Raw genomic sequence first — 22,432 nt, 5'->3', positions numbered from 1 at the left:
TTTTGACGAGGACGCTTCATGAGACAATATGACTTTGATGCGAGGAGATCATGAGGCGGGTGGTCGTCACGGGGATGGGCATTGTCTCGTCGATCGGAAACAATACTCAGGAAGTGCTGTCCAGTCTCTTCGAGGCCAAATCCGGCATCACGCGCGCGGAGAAGTATGCGGAGCTCGGTTTTCGCTCTCAGGTGCAGGGCGCGCCGACGCTGAATCCGGCCGACGTGATCGATCGTCGCGCGATGCGCTTCCTTGCCGAAGGCGCGGCATGGAATCACGTTGCGATGGAGCAGGCGATCCGCGATTCAGGTCTGGAGCCGAATGACATCTCCAACGAGCGAACCGGAATCATCATGGGTTCCGGTGGCCCGTCCGCTCGTACAATCGTGGAAGCGGCTGATATCACGCGGAGCAAAGGCCCCAAGCGCGTCGGTCCGTTCGCGGTGCCCAAGGCGATGTCATCCACCGCGTCGGCGACGCTCGCCACCTGGTTCAAGATCAAGGGAGTCAACTACACGATTTCATCGGCCTGCGCGACGTCCAACCACTGTATCGGCAACGCCTATGAGACCATTCAGATCGGCAAGCAGGACATCATTTTCGCCGGCGGTTGTGAGGAACTCGACTGGTCTCTCTCGGTGCTGTTCGACGCCATGGGCGCGATGTCCTCGAAATACAACGATACGCCGGCGACAGCCTCGCGTGCTTATGATGTCAGTCGCGACGGCTTCGTGATCGCCGGCGGCGCCGGTGTCGTGGTTCTGGAAGAACTCGAGCATGCGAAGGCCCGCGGCGCACGCATTTACGGCGAAGTCGTCGGCTATGGCGCAACGTCCGACGGCTACGACATGGTTGCGCCGTCGGGCGAGGGCGCCGAGCGCTGCATGAAGATGGCGATGTCGACGGTGAAAACGAAAGTCGACTATATTAACCCGCATGCGACCTCGACGCCAGCGGGAGATCCGCCGGAAATCGAGGCGATCCGCAAGGTGTTCGGCACGGGTGACAAGTGCCCACCGATTTCCGCTACCAAGTCGCTGACGGGACATTCGCTCGGCGCGACCGGCGTACAGGAAGCGATCTATTCGCTTCTGATGATGAACAACGGCTTCATTTGCGAAAGCGCCAACATCACCGAACTCGATCCGGTGTTCGCGGATATGCCGATTGTGCGTAAGCGTATCGACAACGCCAAAATTGGCACGGCGATGTCGAACTCGTTTGGTTTCGGCGGGACCAATGCCACGCTGGTGTTCAAACGATTAGATGCGTAATCGGTTTGAGCGGCGGTGCTGAAGATCTGCGGCGTCGCGGCGATATCGATATTGTCAAGACCGGGCTTAGCGCCAAGCATGTCTTGCGCGGATGACCCGGCCATCCAAACCTTTTAACCTGTCCACGTCGCTAAGGCGTGGATGCCCGGCACGGAGCCGGGGACGACGGAGTCTCGCATGACACACCTGATGCAAGGCAAGCGCGGCTTGATCATGGGGGTCGCCAACGACCACTCGATCGCCTGGGGTATCGCCAAGACACTGGCCGCGCACGGCGCGGAACTGGCCTTCACCTACCAGGGCGAGGCGCTGGCCAAACGGGTCAGGCCGCTCGCCGAATCGGTTGGCAGCAAAATGGTGCTGCCGTGCGATGTCGAGGACATCGCCTCTGTCGACAAGGTGTTCGCCGATATCGGCAAGGCCTGGGGCAAAATGGATTTCCTGGTTCATGCCATCGCGTTCTCCGACAAGAGCGAACTGAATGGCCGTTATGCCGACACGACGCGCGCGAATTTTGCGCGCACCATGCTGATCTCGTGTTTCGCCTTCACCGAAGCGGCGAAACGCGCCGCTGCCCTGATGCCGGACGGCGGCAGCATGCTCACGCTGACATATAATGGCGGCGACCGCGCGATGCCGAACTACAACGTGATGGGCGTCGCTAAGGCAGGGCTGGAAGCATCGGTGCGCTATCTGGCGGTCGATTTCGGCGGGCAGAACATCCGCGTCAATGCCATTTCGGCCGGCCCGATCCGCACGCTGGCCGGTGCCGGGATCGGCGATGCACGCTTCATGTTTGCGTTCCAGCAGAAGCATTCGCCGCGAGGACGTGGCGTCAGCCTCGATGAACTTGGCGGCGCCGGGCTTTATTTGTTGTCGGATCTGTCCGGCGGGGTTACCGGCGAGATTCATTTCGTCGATTCCGGCTACAACATCATTGCGATGCCGCAGCCCGACGCGCTGCGTAGCGACGGCATGAGCAACGGCGCGTCGAACGATGCGGCGAAGTAGGGCTTTGAAGCGGCGCGTTAGTTGCGTCTTCTCTCACAAGCGAAAAAGCTGAATCATCCTGCCGCGATTGTCTCCGCACGTTGAAACGCCGGCCGCGCCATGCAGCGGTCGATGTAGCGATCGAAGGCTGGCCGTGGCGGCACCATCTTGAACTGGCGGATCGCGAAGTTCAGTCCGGAGCCGATTACGATGTCGGCGGCGGAGAAGTCGTTGCCGAGAATCCACGGCCCCTTTTCCAGCGCCTTGTCGAGCACATCGAACACCTGAGTGGCGTTCCCCCACGCGGCCGTGCTCGACGGCACCTCGAGCTTGGTGAAAATCTGGATCAATGCCGGCTCGATGCAGCTCGGTCCGAAGAACAGCCATTGCAGATATTTTGCACGGCGCGCATCGCCGAGCGGCGGGGCTAGCTTTGCATCCGGAAAACGCTCGGTGACATAGGCGCAGATCGCCGCCGCCTCGGCGGTCGCAATGTCGCCGTCAGTCAGTGCGGGCACCTTGCCCATCGGGTTGATGGCGAGAAATTCCGGCGCTTTCTGCGCGCCGGTTGAGATGTCGATCAAGACCCGCTCGTAGGGTTGTCCGGTTTCCTCCATCAGCCAGAGCGTAGTGAACGAACGCGAGCGCGGCGACCAATAGAGTTTCATCATCGAACAGTTATCCTTTCTTCCGGAGTCTGTTTCACCTGCATTGAATCGGACCTGATCTGCTTTTAGTTGAGCATGATCTTGTCCGAAAACCGGTTTCCACTTTTCGGGATCATGATCCCGCGATCGTTTGGCCGTTGGTGTGGCGGGCTGGATAGCCCCTTGTAAGTGAACGGGATCGCCATATCGCGACACTGGAGCGGGATGAGGAAAAGTGTGCAGCGGTTTTCCATCCCGCTCTCAAATATCGGAATCGATGACGAAGCCCCTGCGATGTGATCGCAGGGGCTTTGTGCTGAACTGCATTTCGCGACGAGAATCGTCGCGCCGCGTGATCGCTGCGATCAGGGCTTCAGATCGAAGCGGTCGGCGTTCATCACCTTGGCCCAAGCGGCGGCGAAGTCGTTCGCGAACTTTTCCCTGGAGTCGGCGCAGGCATAGACTTCTGCAAACGCGCGGAGCTGGGAGTGCGAGCCGAAGATCAGATCGACGCGGGTGCCGGTCCATTTCAGCGTATTGGTCTTACGGTCGCGGCCTTCGTACACGCCATCCTGACCGGCAACCGGTTGCCACTCGGTATCCATGGTGAGCAGGTTGACAAAGAAGTCGTTCGTCAGCTTGCCCGGCCGGGTGGTGAAGACGCCGTGCTTGGAGTCGCTGGCATTGGTGCCGAGCACGCGCAGACCGCCGATCAGCACGGTCAGCTCGGGGCCCGTCAGCTTCAGCAATTGCGCGCGGTCCACCATCGCTTCCTCGGGCGCCATGAACTGCTGCTTCTTGCTGTTGGTGTAGTTGCGGAAGGCGTCGGCTCGCGGCTCGAGCGGAGCGAACGAGTCGACGTCGGTCTGGTCCTGCGACGCATCCATGCGTCCCGGCGTGAACGACACCTTCACGTCGATCCCGGCATCCTTGGCCGCCTTCTCGACCGCAGCCGATCCGCCGAGCACGATCAGGTCGGCGAGCGAGATCTTTTTGCCGCCCGTCTGCGCGCCATTGAATTTGGTTTGGATCTCTTCGAGCTTCGCCAGCACTGCTTTCAGTTGGGTCGGCTGGTTGACCTCCCAGTCCTTCTGCGGAGCGAGGCGGATGCGCGCTCCATTGGCGCCGCCACGTTTGTCGGAGCCGCGGAAGGTCGAGGCCGAGGCCCAGGCGGTCGAAACCAGTTGCGCCACGGTGCAACCGGATGAGAGGATTTTCGCTTTCAGGTCGGCGATGTCGTTGTCGTTGACGACTTCGTGGTCCACGGCAGGAATCGGATCCTGCCAGATTAGCACCTCCTTCGGCACCAGCGGACCGAGATAACGCTGGCGCGGTCCCATGTCGCGATGGGTGAGCTTGTACCAGGCGCGGGCGAAGGCGTCCGCGAACTGGTCCGGGTTCTCGTGGAAGCGCTTTGAGATCTTCCCGTAGATGGGATCGAAGCGCAGCGAGAGGTCCGTGGTCAGCATGGTCGGCACGTGCTTCTTCGATCCGTCGAAGGCATCAGGCGTGATGGCGGGCGCGTCTTTCGCTTGCCATTGATGAGCGCCAGCCGGGCTCTTGGTCAGCTCCCATTCGTATTTGAACAGCGTATCGAAGAAGTTGTTGTCCCACTTCGTCGGCGTCTGCGTCCAGGTGACTTCCAGGCCGCTGCCGATTGAATCGGCGCCTTTGCCTGAGCCGAATTTGCTTTTCCAGCCGAGGCCCTGATCCTCGATCGCGGCCGATTCCGGTGCCGGGCCGACCAGCGATGCATCGCCTGCGCCATGGGTCTTGCCGAAGGTGTGGCCGCCTGCGATGAGCGCGACGGTCTCCTCGTCGTTCATCGCCATGCGGAAGAAGGTTTCGCGGATGTCCTTGGCGGCTGCGATCGGGTCTGGCTTGCCGTTCGGTCCTTCCGGATTGACATAGATCAGGCCCATCTGCACGGCGCCGAGCGGTTCGGCAAGCTCGCGTTCGCCGCTGTAGCGCTCGTCGCCCAGCCACGTTCCTTCCGGACCCCAGAACAGTTCTTGCGGCTCCCATTCATCGGCACGGCCACCGGCAAACCCAAAGGTCTTGAAGCCCATCGATTCCAGCGCGGCGTTGCCGGCGAGAACGTAGAGATCGGCCCAGGAAATCTTGCGGCCGTACTTCTGCTTGATCGGCCACAACAGACGTCGCGCGCGGTCGAGCAACACGTTATCCGGCCACGAGTTGAGCGGCGCGAAACGCTGCTGACCGCCGCCGGCGCCGCCGCGGCCATCGGTGGTGCGGTATGTTCCCGCGCTATGCCACGCCAGGCGGACCATCAGCCCGCCGTAATGACCGAAGTCGGCCGGCCACCAATCTTGGGAGTCGGTCATCAGTGCTTTCAAGTCGTTGATGACGGCGCTCAGGTCGAGGCTGGCGAACTCCTTGGCGTAGTCGAAGTCCCTGCCCATCGGGTCGGACAGGTTCGATTTCTGATGAAGGACCTGAACGTCCAGTTGCTCCGGCCACCAGTCACGATTGCTGTGTCCGTGACCGCCCGCGAAAGGGCACTTGCCCGCGCCTTTGTCATTGGTCTTTGCGTCCATGATTGTCTCCGATGCTGTGCTGTCGCGTTGCCGATGGCTGCCTTGGCAACCCAGAAGCCGCGGTCACCCGATGGAGGCCTCAACGCGGAACCATGCTTGTCCGTTCGGGTGTGCCGGCGTTGATGGTGACAAAGGTTAGGCCCGACGGTGCCGCAGTCCTCCGGCAACACGAGGATGACAGCAGTTTGGGAGAAGTTTTTGATAAGGTCCAGTCGATTTGCCTTCACACCGTGATAAGCTTATCTGATCGAAAATGGTCACGCTCAGACAGCTCCGCTACCTCGCCGCGCTCGCGCGCCACTGTCATTTCGGACGCGCCGCGGAGGCTTGCGCCATCACCCAGCCGGCGCTGTCGATGCAGATACGGGAGTTGGAACAGTTCCTTGGCGTCACGCTGGTGGAGCGGCGTCCCGGCGAGGTGCTACTGACCGAGCTCGGCCGGGAGATCTCCCGCCGTGCTGAGGACGTGCTGGCGTCGGCGCGCGATCTTGTCGATTTCGCCCGCCATCGCGCAAGCCCCCTGACGGGACGCCTAACGCTTGGCATCATCCCGTCGTTGGCGCCGTATCTGCTGCCGCGTATCCTGCCCGCGCTGCAATCGAAGTTTCCCGAGTTGCAGCTTGAACTGCGGGAAACGCAGACGCGGCTGCTTGTCGAGGAGATCAAGGGCGGCGCGCTCGACGCCGCCATGCTGGCGCTGCCGCTCGGCGAGCCTGACATCGATACGCTCGAACTTTTCAACGACCTGTTCCTGCTGGCGGTTCCGGCAAGCGATCCCCGGTCCTGCGAACGTCGTGTCGCCGCGCAAGACATCGATCAGTCGCGCCTGATCCTGCTCGAGGACGGCCACTGCCTGCGCGATCAGGCACTGGCGTTCTGCGCCACGATCCCGCGTGGGCCGACGCCGGGCGCAACCGGCATGACATTCGGCGCCTCCAGCCTTGCCACGGTGATGCAGATGGTCGCTGGTGGTTATGGCGTGACGCTGATCCCGCAGATCGCCGCCGATGTCGAGGCGCGCGACAGCCGCGTGAAATTTCTACGGCTGGAAGAGCCGCAACCTGGCCGCAGCATCGGACTGGCCTTCCGCAGGACCTCTCCGCGCAAGGCCGATTTCGAGGCGCTCGGCGATGTGGTTAAGGATTGTGTTGCGACGAACGGCTCCTAACCCTTCCCTGCAAGGGGGAGAAGGAGCTGGCTGTACTCCGATGAAGCGTTTCAATCGAAAGAAGCGCTCTATGATTTTTCTGACGCGGTGTCATTACGCGAACTGGTGCCCACTTCGCTTGAAAACGCTTTAGTGGAACAAAAAAAGGCGGCTCCAAAGCCGCCCTTTCGTAACTTTGACCGCGCCTGACGACGCCTACTCGCCTGCGGCCTCGCGTGCCGGCGCTTCGGCCTTCTGTTTGGCCTCGATGTCTTCGCCTGTCTCTTGATCGACCACCTTCATCGACAGCCGAGTCTTGCCGCGATCGTCGAAGCCGAGCAGCTTGACCTTGACCTTCTCACCCTCCTTGACGACGTCGGAGGTTTTCTGCACGCGGCCAGCCGCGAGTTGGCTGATGTGGACGAGGCCGTCCTTGGCGCCGAAGAAGTTCACGAAGGCGCCGAACTCCATCACCTTGACCACGGTGCCCTCGTAGATCTGGCCGACCTCCGGATCGGAAGCGATCGACTTGATCCACTTGATCGCGGCCTTCATCGCTTCGCCGTCGTTCGAGGCCACCTTCACGGTGCCATCGTCCTCGATGTTGACCTTGGCGCCGGTCTTCTCGACGATCTCGCGGATCACCTTGCCGCCGGTGCCGATCACTTCGCGGATCTTGTCGGTCGGAATCTTGAAGGTTTCGATGCGCGGCGCGTATTCGCCGAGCTCGGCGCGGGCGTTGGTCAGAGCTTTCGCCATCTCGCCGAGGATGTGGATGCGCCCGTCCTTGGCCTGACCGAGCGCGACCTTCATGATCTCCTCGGTGATCCCGGCGATCTTGATATCCATCTGCAGCGAGGTGATGCCGCTTTCGGTGCCAGCCACCTTGAAGTCCATGTCGCCGAGATGATCCTCGTCGCCGAGAATGTCCGACAGCACCGCGTAGCGGCTGCCTTCAAGAATGAGGCCCATGGCGATGCCCGCGGTCGGCCGCTTCAAGGGAACGCCGGCATCCATCAGCGCAAGCGATGCGCCGCAGACCGAGGCCATCGACGATGACCCGTTGGACTCGGTGATCTCGGAGACGACGCGGATGGTGTAGGGGAACTCGTGATGCGGCGGCAGCACCGGATGAATCGCGCGCCACGCCAGTTTGCCGTGACCGATCTCGCGGCGCTTGGTGCCGCCGAGGCGTCCGGTCTCGCCGACCGAGTAGGGCGGGAAGTTGTAGTGCAGCAGGAAGGTTTCCTTGTACGTTCCCGACAACGCGTCGATGTACTGCTCGTCCTCGCCGGTGCCGAGCGTCGTCACGACCATCGCCTGGGTCTCGCCGCGAGTGAACAGCGCCGAACCGTGGGCGCGCGGCAATACGCCGACTTCGGCGACGATGTTGCGCACGGTCTTGACGTCGCGGCCGTCGATACGCTTGCCGGTATCGAGAATGTTCCAGCGCACGATCTTGGCCTCGAGGTGCTTGAACACGCCGGCGATGCGAAGCTTGTCGTATTTCGGCTCCTGGCCCTCCGGGAAGTAATGCGCGATGACCTTGGCCTTGGCAGCGGCAACGGCATTCTGGCGCTGCTGCTTGTCGGCAATGGCGTAAGCCGGGCGCAGGTCGGCTTCGATCAGGCTGAGCATGTCTTTCTCGAGCGCGCTGTCGTCGGCCTGGCTGACTTCGCGCGGCTCCTTCGCAGCCTTCTCGGCCAGCTCGATGATGGCGTTGATGACCGGCTGGAAGTGACGGTGGCCGAACATCACGGCACCGAGCATGATGTCTTCGCTCAACTCCTTGGCTTCGGACTCAACCATCAGCACGGCGTCGGCGGTGCCGGCGACAACCAGTTCGAGCCGGGTATCAACCATTTCGTCCAGCGTCGGGTTGAGCACGTATTCGTCATTCATGAAGCCGACGCGCGCCGCGCCGATCGGCCCCTTGAACGGGGCGCCGGAAAGCGTCAACGCGGCGGACGCAGCCACCATTGCCAGGACGTCGGGATCGTTCTCCATGTCGTGGGACAGTACGGTGACGATGACCTGGGTCTCGTTGCGCCAGCCGTCGGCGAACAGCGGACGGATCGGGCGGTCGATCAGGCGGGAAACCAGCGTCTCTTTTTCGGTCGGCCGGCCTTCGCGCTTGAAATAGCCTCCGGGAATGCGGCCCGCAGCGTAGGTTTTTTCCTGATAGTCGACTGTGAGCGGAAGGAAATCGACGCCTTCGCGCGGCGCCTTGGCTGCGACGACGGTAGCGAGCACGACGGTCTCGCCGTAAGTGGCGATCACGGCGCCGTCGGCCTGGCGGGCGATCTTGCCGGTTTCGAGTTTGAGCGGACGCCCGCCCCAGTCGATCTCGACTGAATGCTTGTTGAACATCTTGTTGTCTTTCATGGGTTCACGAAAGCACGGACGCCAGACGCAAAGACCATGCGCAAGATTGCGAGACGCTGGCCACAACGATCGTAGTTGTGTCAGCGTCCGGCGATCCTGCCATGGTCTTCAGGTCTTGAATGGCGTCCATCCTTCCGATGGTACGGGCATTTGACCCGTCATCGCCCAGCCGCCGGATTGCTGCTGGACACGCTCTTCTTGGGCGTGATCTGTTTGCAAAAAGCGCATTTCGTTTTTTGCAGATCACACACATGGCGCGGACATTCAGTCCACGCATCAAGCGCGCAAGGATGCGCGCGGACTTTGCTCAACGGCGGATGTTGTGCTTCTCGAGCAGAGCCTTGTAACGCGCCTCGTCCTTCTTCTTGATATAATCGAGAAGGGAACGACGCGTGGAGACCAGCTTCAGGAGACCACGACGGGAGTGATTATCCTTGGTGTGGCTCTTGAAATGGTTCGTAAGGTTGGAGATGCGTTCCGACAGGATCGCGACCTGAACCTCCGGCGAACCGGTATCGCCCGACTTGCGGGCGCTGGACTTGATGATTTCCGCTTTGCGTTCGGCGGTCACCGACATCGTCAGCCTCTTTCGTTTTCGTTGCGGCCGGAACTGGCTGTCAGCCCGGTCAGGTTGAACACGCGCTTGGGGATGAGTTCGCCGTGCCCCAGTTCGGCGAGGGCCAGCAACCGGCCCGCCACCGTGACATAGACAACGCCGCTACTCTGGGGTGCATCCCGTCCGCGCAACAAAACGGCCTGGCCCCGATGGAGCCTTGCCGCATCAGCCCGAGTGACGGCCAGCGCCGGGATGTCGTCCAGCGCGGTCTCAACGGGCAGAAGAGCGTCCGCGAGGTTTCCCTCGCCGGACGCGGCTCTATTGCACAAAGCTTCCAATTCTTCCAGCGGAATCATGTCCGCCTCGCCGAACGGGCCGACGAGCGTCCGCCTTAGCGAGCTGATGTGGCCGTAACAGCCAAGAATCCGTCCCATGTCGCGAGCCAGTGCCCGCACATAGGTACCCTTGCCACACTCGGCCTCGAACGCGGACCGGCCATCATCGGTGTGTTCCACGAGGGTCAGTTGGTGAATTTCGACCTGTCGCGGCTGCAAAGCGACGGTCTCGCCGTCGCGGGCGAGGTCATAGGCCCGTTCGCCCTGGATCTTGATCGCGGAATATTGCGGCGGGGTCTGCTCGATCGTGCCGGTGAAGCGTGGCAGCAGCGCCCGGACCGCGTCCGCATCGGGGCGGTTCGCGCTTGTCGACGTAACCCGGCCCTCGCTGTCGTCGGTATCGCGCTCCTCGCCCCATTGCACCGTGAAGCGGTAGCGCTTGCGGCCGTCCATGACGAAAGGAACGGTTTTGGTGGCTTCGCCAAGCGCGATCGGCAGACCGCCCGAGGCCAGTGGATCGAGCGTGCCGGCGTGCCCGGCGCGTTTGGCCGAAAACAGCCGCTTCACGACCGCCACCGCATGGGTCGAGGTCATGCCGATGGGCTTGTCGAGAATCACCCAGCCATGCACGTCGCGCCTGTCGCGGCGCGGCTGGTTGTTCTGTTTCTTTCTTCCCTCTCCCGCTTGCGGGGTGGGGTGGCGAACCTCACTCGTCTGACGGGTCGCCGAGGAAAACTCGCCCACCCCAATCCTCTCGGAGCGAGTTCTGCTCTCTTCGAGCTCCGAGCGGGAGAGGGAGCTGTCCTCGTCATGTGGCGATGTGTCGGAAAAATTATTTCCGCGATCAGAATTATTTTTCTCGGGCCCGTCCGATTCGCCGATTGGCGAATCGAATGTGCCGTTTTGCATCGTCATGATCGTTAGCTTTCGTCCGAATCCGGTGCGAGGTCTCTCTGCACCGCAGGTGTTCTCAATAATTTCTCGATACGTTCCGCTTCGTCGAATCGTTCGTCGGCGCGGAAGCGGATATCAGGTGCGAATTTCAGGTTAACGCGCCGCGCGATCTCGCCGCGCAGGAATTTCTTGTTGCGGTCGAGCGCCTCGATCACGTCGGTGGTGTCGCGACCGCCGAGCGGCATCACGTAGATCGTCGCGAGCTTGAGGTCGGGGGACATGCGGACTTCGGGCACCGTGATGAGACGTCCTTCAAGCACGGGATCATGCACGTGACCCTGCGTGAGAATTTCGGCGATCGCGTGACGCACGGTCTCACCGACGCGCAACTGGCGCTGCGAGGCACCGGGTTGTTTAGCTTGCTGATGATGGCGCGGCATGAAACGGCGTCTTTCAAACAGTCGTCATGCCCGCGCTTGTCGCGGGCATCCACGTCTTTCTCGAGATATCTGGCTTTAGACGTGGATGGCCGGAACGCGTCCGGCCATGACGCCGTATCCCAATTAACGCAGCTCTCTTGTGAGATTCGGACTCACAGCGAGCGCTGAATGGTCTCCACGCGATAGCACTCGATAACGTCGCCGACGCGCATGTCGCCGTAGTTCTCGAACGCCATGCCGCACTCCTGGCCCGACTGGACTTCCTTCACTTCGTCCTTGAACCGCTTCAGCGTTGACAGCTTGCCTTCGTGCACCACGACATTATCGCGGATCAGACGGACGTTGGCGCCGCGTTCCACGTTTCCGTCGGTCACGCGGCAACCAGCCACCTTGCCGACCTTCGAAATGTTGAACACTTCGAGAATTTCGGCATTGCCCAGCATGGTTTCGCGCAGCGTCGGCGCGAGCAGGCCGCTCATCGCCTTCTTCACGTCGTCCACGAGGTCGTAGATGATGTTGTAGTAGCGGATCTCGATGCCGTTGCGCTTGGCTGCGGCCGCGGCTTCCTTGTTGGCGCGAACGCTGAAGCCGATGATCGCGGCGTTGAAACCCTCCGCCAGCGTGACGTCGGATTCGCTGATGCCGCCGACGCCCGCATGGAGGATGCGCGCGGCGACTTCGTCGGTGCCGAGCTTTTCCAGCGAGCCGAGGATGGCTTCCAGCGAGCCCTGCACGTCGGCCTTGATGATTAGGGGGAAATCCTTGCGGCCCGCGGTCTTGAGCTGCGACATCATCTGCTCGAGCGAGCCGCGCATGCCCGAGGCGCTGGCGGCGGCGTTTTCGCGCTTCTGGTGAGCGCGATAACTCGTGACCTGGCGGGCGCGGGCTTCGTTCTCGACCACGGCAAGGCGGTCGCCGGCTTCCGGCGGTCCGTTGAATCCAAGCACTTCGACCGGCACCGACGGGCCGGCCTCGTCGACCGTCTCGCCCTGATCCGAAATCAGTGCGCGGACACGGCCCATTTCGGCGCCGGCTACAATAATGTCGCCGACCCGCAGCGTGCCGCGCTGGACCAGCACGGTGGCCACAGGGCCGCGGCCGCGATCCAGCTTGGCCTCGATCACGGTGCCTTCGGCGGGGCGCATGGCATTGGTCTTAAGGTCGAGCAGGTCCGCCTGCAGGGAGATCATTTCAAGCAGCTTGTCGAGGTTGGTCTTGTTCTTCGCTGATACCTCAACGTCGACGACCTGGCCGCCCATCGATTCGACCTGTACCTCGTGCTGCAACAATTCGGTGCGCACGCGCTCCGGCTTCGCGTCGGGCTTGTCGATCTTGTTGATCGCGATGATCATCGGGACCTTGGCGGCCTTGGCGTGATTGATGGCCTCGATGGTCTGCGGCATGACGCCGTCGTCCGCAGCGACGACGAGGATGACGATGTCTGTAACCTTGGCGCCGCGGGCGCGCATCGCGGTGAACGCGGCATGGCCAGGCGTGTCGATGAAGGTTATCTTCTTGCCGCTCTCCGGCGAGGCGACCTGATAGGCGCCGATGTGCTGGGTGATGCCGCCGGCTTCGCCCGACACCACATTGGCGTGGCGCAGCGCATCGAGCAGCGAGGTTTTGCCGTGATCGACGTGGCCCATCACGGTAACGACCGGAGAGCGCGGCTCGGTATCGGTGGAATCGTCAACCACATCGAACAAGCCTTCCTCGACGTCGCTCGCGGCGACGCGCTTGACGGTATGGCCCAGTTCTTCAGCGATGAGTTGCGCGGTGTCGGCATCGATCACGTCGGTGATCTTGTGCATCGCGCCTTGCTTCATCAGCATCCGGATCACGTCCACTGCGCGCTCGGCCATGCGGTTGGCGAGCTCCTGGATGGTGATCGCTTCCGGCACGATGACCTCGCGAATCAGCTTTTCCTTCGGTTCATTCGAGGCATGACCCTTCAGGCGCTGGGTGCGGCGGCGGAACGAGGCGATCGATCGTTCGCGCACGTCGTCGGCGCTCAACGCCGTCGCTAGCGTCAGACGGCCGCGTTGCTTGGCGGGCGCCGGTTTGGCAGCCGGCTTCGGTGCGATCACAGGACGGGCGGGGCCGCCGCCGGGACGACGGACCAGGCGCGGAGCCTCGTCCTCGTCGCTGCCGTCGGCGGCGACAGCGGCCGGCCGCGCCGGAGGCGCCGCGCGCGTGGTGGTGGTCGTGGTCTTGGCCGGTGCAGCCTTGGTCTCGGTTTCGCCGAACCGGCGTTTGGCTTCGAGTTCGGCCTTGCGCTTGGCTTCCTCTTCCTGACGATGGCGCTCTTCCTCGGCCTTGCGGCGAGCCTCGGCGGCCTCGCGCTCGGCCTGTTCGATGCCTTCCTTGCTGTTGCGCCGCGCAGCTTCGGCTTCCGCAATACGGCGCTCTTCTTCGGCGCGCACTTTGGCTCCCGCCAGGGCGCTCGCTCGCGCGCTGCGCTCGTCCTCGGTCAGCTTCCGCAACACGACGCCTGAACCCGAGCGCGGGGCGGCGGGTGTCGCGGCACGAGCCGGTGGAGCCTTGGGAGCCAGCGTCCTGGGGGCGGCCGGCTCCGAGGTTCCCACCGGTTCTGGGCTGGGAGAGTCGCCGCCGATTCGACGCTTGCCGCGTTTTTCGACCACCACCTGCTTGGTACGGCCGTGGCTGAAGCTCTGGCGCACGGTGCCCTGCTCGACGCGAGGCTTGAGCGTCAAGGTCTTGGACGGGCTGACGCTCAGAGTCTTGTCGCCAGGATTTTTCGTATCAACCATTCAGCGGTCCCAATCTTGTTGCGCTGTACGCGATCGCACAGGTGGTGTCGTTAGAATTCTTGCCGTGTTCAGCTGCCTTGCCGCTGCCCGCCATCCTGGTATCGAACCAGGATCTGGCTGCGCTGCAGGAAAGTCTTGCTCGCCGGGCCTGCGAGCAGGGCTGCATGTATCACATTTGCCCTGCCAAGTGCCAAATCCAATTCTGCCGACGTCAGGGTGGTGACAACCGGGATTTCCTGCGTTTTACCGGACTGGACGGCTATTTTAGTGACGGTAGCGTCCAATTTCCGAATTCCGTCTGCGGCGCCGTCTGCGGCGTGAAGCAGGGCAACCGCCTGATGACGAAGCAGCGCGTCCTCCGCTTTTGCGAAACCGGCGACGACCTGACCGGCCTTGGCGGCGACCGCCAGCGCGTCGATTGCGCTGCGGACCATCAACTGCCGGGTCTTCTCAACCAGAGAGGCCGATACGTGAACGTCCCGCTTGAAGCCCTTGCTAAACTGGTGGCGGCGGACCGCCTCTGCAACAGCAGCATGCGAGGCTGAAATCCAGAGACCCCGGCCGGGAAGTTTGCGTTTCAGATCCACGATAACCTCGCCCGAAGGCGAGACCACGAACCGGATCAAGTCGCCGATCGGGCGCACCTCGCGCGTAACCACGCACATCCGCGTCGTCGCGGATTTGTTGGTCCGCGGTCCGTCGTCAAGATCTGCCGGGTCGGCGATGGCGAGCATGTCGTGAACATTCCCTTGTCATCGGCGGCGAGGTCTTCCCGCGAAGCCGAGTCTGCTTTCGCGGAAGGGGTCCTGGCGCACGTTCCGCAGAAGCGGTGACTGCAAGTTACTGGTTGTGAGCATTTTCTTCACGCTAACCAAACCCACTTAGCCGGAAAATGTTCTGGAGTGTGAATCCCTGCACTGAGATCAGACTCCAGCCTAAATCCTACGAACGAGCATGATCTATCGAAACCGGCTCCCACTTTTCCGGATCGTGCTCTATGCCGGCTGATCTTCAGCGGCGACGGCCTCTGCCGGTTTCGCCAGGTCAGCTTCGCTGATCCAGCCGGCCATCAGGCGCGCTTGCATGATAATGGCCTCGGCATCCTCGCGCGAAATCTCGATGCCGTCGAAATAACCCGCGTGCTTGACCGCTTCGCCTTCCTTGCGTTCGGTCCAGCCGACCAGATCGTCGGTGGCGCAACCGGCCAGATCCTCGACTGTCCTGACGTCGTTCTCGCCAAGTTTGACCAGCATTTTCAATGTCACGCCAGGTACCGTCTTCAGAGCGTCGTCCACGCCGAGTTCCTTTCGCCTGCTTTCCAGTTCGGCCTCGAGTTGCTCGAGATATTCGCGGGCGCGGCTCTGCAATTCGCCCGCGGTTTCATCGTCGAATCCCTCAATGCCGGCGAGTTCCCGCGTATCGACCAGCGTCAGTTCTTCAACAGAGGTAAAACCTTCCGACGCCAGCAATTGGCCGACGACCTCGTCGACGTTGAGCGCTTCCATGAACATGCGAGTCGCATTCTCGAAGTCCGCCTGGCGTCGCTCCGATTCCTCCTGCTCGGTCAGGATGTCGATATCCCAGCCGGTCAGTTGCGAGGCGAGCCGCACGTTCTGTCCGCGCCGCCCGATCGCGAGCGACAACTGGTTGTTGGTATCGGGAACCACAACCTCGATCCGCTCCCGATCTTCGTCGATCACGACTTTTGCGACCTCCGCCGGCGCCAGCGCGTTGACGACGAACGTCGCGATATCGGGCGACCACGGGATGATGTCAATCTTTTCGCCCTGCAACTCGTTGACGACCGCCTGAACGCGCGACCCGCGCATGCCGACGCAAGCCCCAACCGGATCGACTGAGGAATCCCTCGACACCACGCCGATCTTCGCTCGGGAACCCGGGTCGCGCGCCACCGCCTTGATCTCGACGATGCCGTCGTAAATTTCCGGCACTTCCTGTGCGAACAGCTTCACCATGAACTGCGGATGGGTGCGCGACAGGAAGATTTGCGGCCCGCGAGTTTCGCGGCGCACGTCGAAGATATAGGCCCGGACCCGGTCGCCGTTGCGGAAAACCTCGCGCGGCAACATCTCGTCGCGGCGTATGACGGCCTCGCCGCGGCCGAGGTCAACGATCACGCTGCCGTATTCGACACGCTTGACGATGCCGTTGACGATATCGCCGATGCGATCCTTGAACTCCTGATATTGCCGGTCACGCTCAGCCTCGCGCACCTTCTGCACGATCACCTGTTTGGCGGATTGCGCGGAGATGCGGCCATATTCCAGCGGCGGCAGCGTGTCGGCGATGGTGTCGCCGATCTGCGCGCCCGGATTGGCTCGCTGAGCGTCCTTCAGCGAGATCTGGTTCGCGGCGTTTTCGACCTGATCGACCACCAGCATGTGGCGGGTGAGCTGGAGCTGTCCGGTTTTCGGATGAATTTCCGCATGAACGTCGGTCTCACTGCCGTACCGCGCCCGCGCCGCTTTGGCGATCGCATCTTCCATCGCGGCGATCACGATGCCACGGTCGATGGATTTTTCTCGCGCTACTGCGTCCGCGATCTGCAGCAGTTCGAGTTTATTGGCGCTGACAGCGGCCATGACTTAGTCTCCTTCGATGGGATCAATGTCGCCGCGCCGCAGTCCTTCTGCGGTCAGGCGATGTTCCTTGGTGTTCTTCGGCGGCTTTTTCCCGGGGGTTTTTGAGCCGTTTTTGAGTTTCCGTTTCGGCGCGTTGTGTTTCGGTAGATCGTTTTTAGCGTGCGGCGGAAGCGGGGGCAGAACGCCGAGATTCCGTTTCATCTCGCGCTCCGCGATCTTGCCCCGCCGCATCGATTCCGCGATTAACTCGTCGGTCAGAACCAGCCGCGCGTCGGCGATATCCTCCATGATCAGCAGGACATCGGCATCGTCGTCCCGTTGGACGTCGTCCCGATGCAGGCGCACTGCGTTGTCCTCGACGCCCCGAAGAATGCCGCGGAACCGCTTGCGACCCTGATGGGCGACGGCCATCTCGACCTTCGCGAGGTGGCCGGCGTGACGTTCGAAGTCGGATCGGCGCACCAGCGGCCGGTCGATGCCGGGCGACGAGATTTCCAGCCGATAGGCCTTGTCGATCGGATCGGCAATATCGAGCACCGGCGACAGCGCCTTCGAGATCGCCTCGCAATCCTCGATCTGCATCGATCCGTCCGGCCGCTCGGCCATGATCTGCACCGTGCAGCCGGCTTCGCCCGACACCTTGATGCGGACCAGGCGGTATCCCATGCCTTGCAGGACCGGAGCGACGACCGACGAGACCCGCGCGGCGACGCCCGGCTCGACCACGAGACGAGGCTCGTCGAGCAGGTCGTGATCCGGGATCTGGGCAACGGGATTGGTCATATCCGGTTCAAGGATCGCTTTGCAGATATTAATGGGTCTGCCGGTCACAGGCTCTGCCGCTCACTATTGTCGTCCGTGTCGGCATTGTTGACTGAAGGAACCTGGATACGCCGCGGCGCATGAGGCCCGTTCAGGTAATAAAAAAGAGCGGGTCCCGACGGGTCCCACTCTCGCTACGCACTCGTATGAGAAAGTTTCCACAAATATAGCCGTGTTCGCGCTCCCCGGCAAGGCCCGGCGAGGGCGTGAGAGGCGAATTTCATCGTTCGCAGCTCTCCCCGAGCGTGGCACTGGAGATAAGACGGGATATGCCAAGCCGATCCCGCCAAAGAAAACCTACGCTCTGCCCTCAGGCGCGGGCGACGTCCGCAATGATCGGTCTGTTCGCCTGAACCGCAGATACGTCGCGCGGCGGCCTTCGCGCGTGGCTTTGCGACCGTAGCGCGTCATGGTGTAGCCCGGCCATGGGTTGCGCCAGTCGGCCGCGCGTTCGGCGAGCCAGAGGAAATCCGGCGATCGCGCCAGATGCGATAGCGTCCATGCGCAGTAGTCGGCGATGTCGCTGACGAAGCGGAATTCGCCGCCCGGCCGGAGGACGCGCGCTATCGCCGCGATGGTCGCGTTCTGGACGAAACGGCGTTTCCAGTGACGGCGCTTCGGCCACGGATCGGGATGGATCAGATCGATCCGCGAAAGCGAGCTTTCAGGCAACCACGCCAGCAGTTCCGATGCATCGCCGGCGAACAGGCGGATATTGCTGATATCACGCGCTTCGATCTGCGCGAGGATCTTGGCCATGCCGTTGACGTAGGGTTCGCAACCGATGAAGCCGGTATGCGGAAAGGCCAGCGCTTCGGCGATGAGATGCTCGCCGCCGCCGAAACCGATCTCAATACGTATTTCATCAACCTGGCCGCCGAACAGCGCGGTCAGGTTGGACGGCTCGATCTTGGCGGGATCGAAACTGAGGCGCGGCAACAGATGCGCGATCAGGTCGCTCTGGTGCGATCGCAGCTTATGTCCCTTGCGGCGTCCGAAAAACGAGCCGTGACCGGACTCACGGCGAAGCGATGTATCGTCGGCAATACGACACGGATCGTGAAGGTCGGAAGCGACAGCCATCATCACCACGCCCGGTGAAGGCCTAGCGCTGGTCTAACGGTTCCTTGGCTGCAATTTGTTCAACCATATCAACGATGCTGCGGCGCAGCTTTGCATCGGTGATCCGGGTAAATGCGCGGGTCAGCGCGAGACCTTCGGATGTTGCAAGAAAATCGGAGACATAAGCAGGGGATGGCGCCTCGCTCAGACCCTCGGTCTTGGAGATACCCGTGGGGCTACCCTCGAACAGAAATGAAACCGGAACCTGAAGTATCTCGGAAATCTGCTGGATGCGGCTGGCGCCGACGCGATTAGTGCCTTTTTCGTATTTCTGAACCTGCTGGAATGTCAGTCCCAGAGCTTCTCCGAGTTTTTCCTGACTCATGCCGAGCATGATGCGGCGCATGCGCACACGGCTGCCGACATGCTTGTCAACAGGATTGGGCGCCTTGGTCGACATCTCCTGGGTCTCCTCGAAGGGGGCCGCGATCCTTGAATACGCTCCCGGTGCCATGATCGTCAAACTCAACTCAATCACATGATAAAAATTCGAAGTTAATCCCACAGTCGGCTGCATTATACCACTTGCGCAAATTGTTACACGAACTATATCGATCGTGCGATTGGAAGCGCTGTAGCGAAACTCGCATGAAATTATTCACGCGCCGCGGCTAGTCGCGACGCCGTCGAATCACCAGAACAAACGCGATGATCACCATGATTGCGGCGGGAATATCGCCAGCGCGGGCGTAGGGTGTTGCCGTAACGGCAGCGGGCAGGCGGGAATCCAGTATGCCTTCCACGCCGAGATCGAGCTGCGCGACAATACGTCCTACGGGGTCTGTGACCACCGAAATACCGGTGTTCGCCGCTCGCACAAGGGGCAGGCCTTGCTCGATGGCCCGCAGCCGCGCCTGCTGAAGGTGCTGGTGAGGACCCGTGCTGATCCCGAACCAGCCGTCATTGGTGAGGTTGACGATCCAGCCCGGCCGGCCGCCTCTGGATTCGATGTCACCCGGAAAGATCGCCTCGTAGCAGATCAGCGGAAGCATGCTTGGCGCGTTTGGAAGTTCGATAGTCCGTCGGCCGGTTCCCGAAATGAAACCGCCTTGGACCTTGGTGAGTTGAACGAAGCCCAACTTTTCCATCAGTCCCTGAAACGGCAAGAATTCGCCGAACGGCACCAGGTGGAGCTTGTCGTAAATCGACAGGATGCCGCCATCATCGCCGATAACATAGATCGAGTTATACGCCCGTGTGATCCTGGCGTTTGGCGGCAGGTCGGGCGCGCGGACCGAACCGGTAATCAGGATCGTTCCTTTCGGCAAGAGATCGGCGATCTCCGACATCGCGTCGGCTTCGCGGGTAAGAAAAAACGGGAAAGCCGATTCCGGCCAGATCAGAACGGTTGCGCCGTTGACGCCGGTTGACTGCGGTCCGGTGGCGCGGTCCGAGAGTGCCAGATATCTCTGCATCACCGCCTGCTTGGCGGAATAGTTGAACCGCGCGTCCTGCGCCAAATTGGGCTGCATGATGCGCAGTCTGACGTTATCTGTGAATTCTGTCGGATGCTGCGATAGCCGGACTGAACCGTAGACGCTCATGGCGACGAGCAGCAGGCCCGCGATGACCGGGGCGAGCCATGGCCGGCGACCGCGGCTCCAGCCATCGATCAGTACGGCGGGGCTCGCGAAGATGGCGACGCTAAGGAACGTCAAACCCCACAGGCCGATCAGCGAGGCGGTTTGCGCCAGGGCCAGCGGCTCAGTCAGCGCATAGCCGAATGCATTCCAAGGGAACCCTGTCAGAGCGTGTCCGCGCAGCCATTCGCCGACCGTCAGCGCGGCGGCGAGCGCGAGAATGCGCGAAGCATCCTTGGTCCAAATCAAGCGCGCCAGGGCGAAACCAAGCGACGTAAAGAGTGCGAGATAGGCCGGCAGGCCGATGACGGCGAACGGCATCAGCCATGCGAAAGTCTGTGCATCGACCAGAAAGGCGTTACCGATCCAGTAGAGTCCGGGAACGAAATAACCGAACCCGAACAGCCAGCCGGCGAGCGCCGCGGCCGGCACGCCGCCGAGACGGCCGGCGGCCGATCCGTCGATCAGCCAGGTTGCGACCGGGAAGGTTACGAACAGCAACGGCCAGACGTTGAAAGGCTCCATGGCAAGCGAGGAGAGGGCGCCGGAGACAAGCGCAACGAGGGCGCGCTTCCAACCCCATGACAACGTAATGGCAAGGCCCGCCGTTCTGGCGCTGCCTGCGATGCTCATGCTCACGGGGTTTCGCCTCCATCGCCCGGCGGTGAAAGAGAGGCCGAATCGCCGTGCGGTTGAGAGGTTATATCCGATGCATTCTCTCGTCGTCGCCCGTCGCGCGGTCGAACGGGGGGACGCTCCTTGCGCAGTCCGATCCGCAGCCGCTTGACGCGGCGAGGGTCGGCATCGAGCACTTCAATCTCGAACGGTCCCGGCCCTAAAATGACCTCCCCCCGCACCGGCAGGCGACCGACATACGTGACGAGAAAGCCCCCGAGCGTGTCGACCTCCTCGCCCGCTTCGCCGGTTTCGAACGCCTCGCCGATCATGGCGCAGACGTCCTCGAGGCTGGCGCGGGCGTCGGCAATGAAGGAATTCTCGGTCTGGCGCACGATCGATGGCGGCTCATCGCCGTCGTGCTCGTCATCGATTTCGCCGACGACCTGCTCGACGATGTCCTCGATCGACACCAGGCCGTCGGTGCCGCCATATTCATCGACGACGAGCGCCAGATGGATTCGCGAGGCCTGCATCTGCGCGAGCAAGTCGATCGCAGGCATGGACGGCGGCACGTAGAGCAACTTGCGAATAATGTTGGCTTCGCTCAGTGGCAGCGCCAAATCGACAGCGCGCAAATCGAGACCGGCAGGCGGCGGTTTCTTTTTGCGTTTCGCCGTGGACGGCAGTGTGGCGCGCGCGCGCGCAGCCATGAAAGCCAGCAGGTCGCGAATGTGAACGATGCCTTCGGGATCGTCGAGATTCTCGTGATAAACCACCAGACGGGAATGTGCCGCGCTTTCGAAGAGGTTGATCAGTTCGCCGAGCGGAATGTCGCGCCTGACTGCGACGATATCGGCGCGGTGAACCATCACATCGGCGATGCGCCGTTCGTGCAGGCTGAGGATATTGCGCAGCATGGTGCGCTCAATGGCGGTGAAGCTGGCCTCGTCCGGCGTCGAGGCGTCAAGCACCACCTGAAGGTCGGCTCGGACTGATCCCGCCTTCCATCCAAACAGCGAGCGGATCGCACGCATCAGCCAGCGCTCGGGGGCCGGGCGCAGCACCTCGCCATTGTGCACGGGTACCGGCAGGTTGCGATTCTCCTGCGCCGGCCGGTTATCGCTGGGTTGGTCTTCCGAAGGCACTCACGTCGTCCATTCTTGGGGTGCGTAGGGATCTGGAATCCCGAGCCGCGCCAGAATTCTCCGCTCGAGGTTTTCCATTTCTCCTGCTTCTCCATCGGTTTCGTGGTCGTAACCGATCAGATGCAGAAACCCATGGATAGCCAGATGGCTGAGGTGATGACTGAACGGTTTGTGTTCGTCATCGGCCTCGCGGCGCAGAGTTTCATAGGCGATCGCAATGTCCCCGAGCATACGCGGCGGATCGTCGGGAAGGGACGGACCCGTAGGCTGTAGCGCCGGGAATGACAGGACATTGGTCGGCTTGTCGATGCCGCGCCAGTTGGCATTGAGCGTGTGGATGCCGGCGTCGTCAGTCAGCATGATCGCGAGCTCGGCATCGCCGGTGTCCTCATCGACCATCCCGGCAGCGGTCTCGATGGCGCGATGAATGATAGCCTCGGCATCCGCCTCCGCTCGCCAGCAATCGGCGACCACAAGGATTTCAGTCACGGGAGAAGCGGAGCTGATCATTGTATGTTTTTCGCCGCCAGCGCCTTGCGCAGGCC

The 22,432-nt window shown here is 62.0% G+C and carries 18 protein-coding genes; 3 read left to right on the top strand and 15 right to left on the bottom strand.

Going from position 1 to position 22,432, the window contains the following annotated elements; genetic code table 11:
- Window positions 1-50 precede the first annotated feature (50 nt).
- Together fabB and fabI are read left to right on the top strand one after the other, a co-directional pair.
- Window positions 51-1,274: a beta-ketoacyl-ACP synthase I gene (gene fabB, locus B2M20_RS00170; protein WP_079445090.1), complete on the top strand. Its 1,224-nt coding sequence runs from the start codon at window positions 51-53 to the stop codon at window positions 1,272-1,274.
- A 177-nt stretch (window positions 1,275-1,451) separates the two neighbouring features.
- Window positions 1,452-2,285, top strand: coding sequence for an enoyl-ACP reductase FabI (gene fabI, locus B2M20_RS00165; protein WP_079445089.1), 834 nt, complete (start codon window positions 1,452-1,454; stop codon window positions 2,283-2,285).
- 53 nt (window positions 2,286-2,338) lie between these two features.
- On the opposite strand, the gene B2M20_RS00160 is transcribed toward fabI, so the two are convergent.
- Together B2M20_RS00160 and katG are read right to left on the bottom strand one after the other, a co-directional pair.
- Window positions 2,339-2,935, bottom strand: a complete 597-nt coding sequence (locus tag B2M20_RS00160; protein WP_079445088.1) for a glutathione S-transferase family protein — start codon at window positions 2,933-2,935, stop codon at window positions 2,339-2,341.
- A 341-nt stretch (window positions 2,936-3,276) separates the two neighbouring features.
- On the bottom strand, window positions 3,277-5,469 hold the full coding sequence (gene katG / locus B2M20_RS00155) for a catalase/peroxidase HPI (RefSeq protein WP_079445087.1): 2,193 nt from the start codon (window positions 5,467-5,469) through the stop codon (window positions 3,277-3,279).
- Window positions 5,470-5,722: 253 nt separating this feature from the next.
- Between katG and B2M20_RS00150 the strand changes: the two genes are divergently transcribed.
- Window positions 5,723-6,637 (top strand): LysR substrate-binding domain-containing protein, encoded by a 915-nt coding sequence (locus tag B2M20_RS00150; RefSeq protein ID WP_079445086.1) that lies wholly within the window; start codon window positions 5,723-5,725, stop codon window positions 6,635-6,637.
- A 195-nt stretch (window positions 6,638-6,832) separates the two neighbouring features.
- On the opposite strand, the gene pnp is transcribed toward B2M20_RS00150, so the two are convergent.
- The 13 genes from pnp to ybeY form a co-directional block, all read right to left on the bottom strand.
- The gene (pnp, locus tag B2M20_RS00145; RefSeq protein ID WP_079445140.1) at window positions 6,833-8,986 is read right to left on the bottom strand and encodes a polyribonucleotide nucleotidyltransferase; all 2,154 of its coding nucleotides are present in this window, start codon (window positions 8,984-8,986) and stop codon (window positions 6,833-6,835) included.
- A gap of 322 nt (window positions 8,987-9,308) precedes the next feature.
- Window positions 9,309-9,578, bottom strand: a complete 270-nt coding sequence (rpsO, locus tag B2M20_RS00140; RefSeq protein WP_079445085.1) for a 30S ribosomal protein S15 — start codon at window positions 9,576-9,578, stop codon at window positions 9,309-9,311.
- Between the two features lie 2 nt (window positions 9,579-9,580).
- Window positions 9,581-10,807, bottom strand: coding sequence for a tRNA pseudouridine(55) synthase TruB (truB, locus tag B2M20_RS00135; RefSeq protein WP_087881076.1), 1,227 nt, complete (start codon window positions 10,805-10,807; stop codon window positions 9,581-9,583).
- A gap of 5 nt (window positions 10,808-10,812) precedes the next feature.
- The gene (gene rbfA, locus B2M20_RS00130; RefSeq protein WP_079445084.1) at window positions 10,813-11,226 is read right to left on the bottom strand and encodes a 30S ribosome-binding factor RbfA; all 414 of its coding nucleotides are present in this window, start codon (window positions 11,224-11,226) and stop codon (window positions 10,813-10,815) included.
- 152 nt (window positions 11,227-11,378) lie between these two features.
- The gene (infB, locus tag B2M20_RS00125; RefSeq protein WP_079445083.1) at window positions 11,379-13,997 is read right to left on the bottom strand and encodes a translation initiation factor IF-2; all 2,619 of its coding nucleotides are present in this window, start codon (window positions 13,995-13,997) and stop codon (window positions 11,379-11,381) included.
- A gap of 68 nt (window positions 13,998-14,065) precedes the next feature.
- On the bottom strand, window positions 14,066-14,731 hold the full coding sequence (locus B2M20_RS00120; RefSeq protein WP_079445082.1) for an RNA-binding protein: 666 nt from the start codon (window positions 14,729-14,731) through the stop codon (window positions 14,066-14,068).
- A 261-nt stretch (window positions 14,732-14,992) separates the two neighbouring features.
- A complete protein-coding gene (nusA, locus tag B2M20_RS00115; RefSeq protein WP_079445081.1) occupies window positions 14,993-16,600 on the bottom strand; it encodes a transcription termination factor NusA in 1,608 nt (535 codons plus the stop codon).
- Window positions 16,601-16,603: 3 nt separating this feature from the next.
- Window positions 16,604-17,383 carry a ribosome maturation factor RimP gene (gene rimP, locus B2M20_RS00110; RefSeq protein WP_079445138.1) on the bottom strand — a complete coding sequence of 260 codons (780 nt, stop codon included), beginning with the start codon at window positions 17,381-17,383 and terminating at the stop codon, window positions 16,604-16,606.
- A 336-nt stretch (window positions 17,384-17,719) separates the two neighbouring features.
- Entirely contained in the window at window positions 17,720-18,508 is a 789-nt protein-coding gene (gene trmB / locus B2M20_RS00105; protein ID WP_079445080.1) for a tRNA (guanosine(46)-N7)-methyltransferase TrmB, read from the bottom strand.
- Window positions 18,509-18,527: 19 nt separating this feature from the next.
- Window positions 18,528-18,944, bottom strand: a complete 417-nt coding sequence (locus tag B2M20_RS00100; RefSeq protein ID WP_079445137.1) for a helix-turn-helix domain-containing protein — start codon at window positions 18,942-18,944, stop codon at window positions 18,528-18,530.
- 211 nt (window positions 18,945-19,155) lie between these two features.
- Entirely contained in the window at window positions 19,156-20,757 is a 1,602-nt protein-coding gene (lnt, locus tag B2M20_RS00095) for an apolipoprotein N-acyltransferase (protein ID WP_079445079.1), read from the bottom strand.
- Between the two features lie 2 nt (window positions 20,758-20,759).
- Window positions 20,760-21,887 (bottom strand): hemolysin family protein, encoded by a 1,128-nt coding sequence (locus B2M20_RS00090; protein ID WP_079445078.1) that lies wholly within the window; start codon window positions 21,885-21,887, stop codon window positions 20,760-20,762.
- Entirely contained in the window at window positions 21,888-22,397 is a 510-nt protein-coding gene (ybeY, locus tag B2M20_RS00085) for an rRNA maturation RNase YbeY (protein WP_158081476.1), read from the bottom strand. It lies immediately after the preceding gene.
- Window positions 22,398-22,432 lie beyond the last annotated feature (35 nt).

This window comes from Nitrobacter vulgaris (genome assembly GCF_002028545.1).
GTDB classification, from domain to species: domain Bacteria; phylum Pseudomonadota; class Alphaproteobacteria; order Rhizobiales; family Xanthobacteraceae; genus Nitrobacter; species Nitrobacter vulgaris.
The sequence above is the reverse complement of the archived record's forward strand: the minus strand, read 5'-3'. Positions and strand labels throughout refer to the sequence as shown.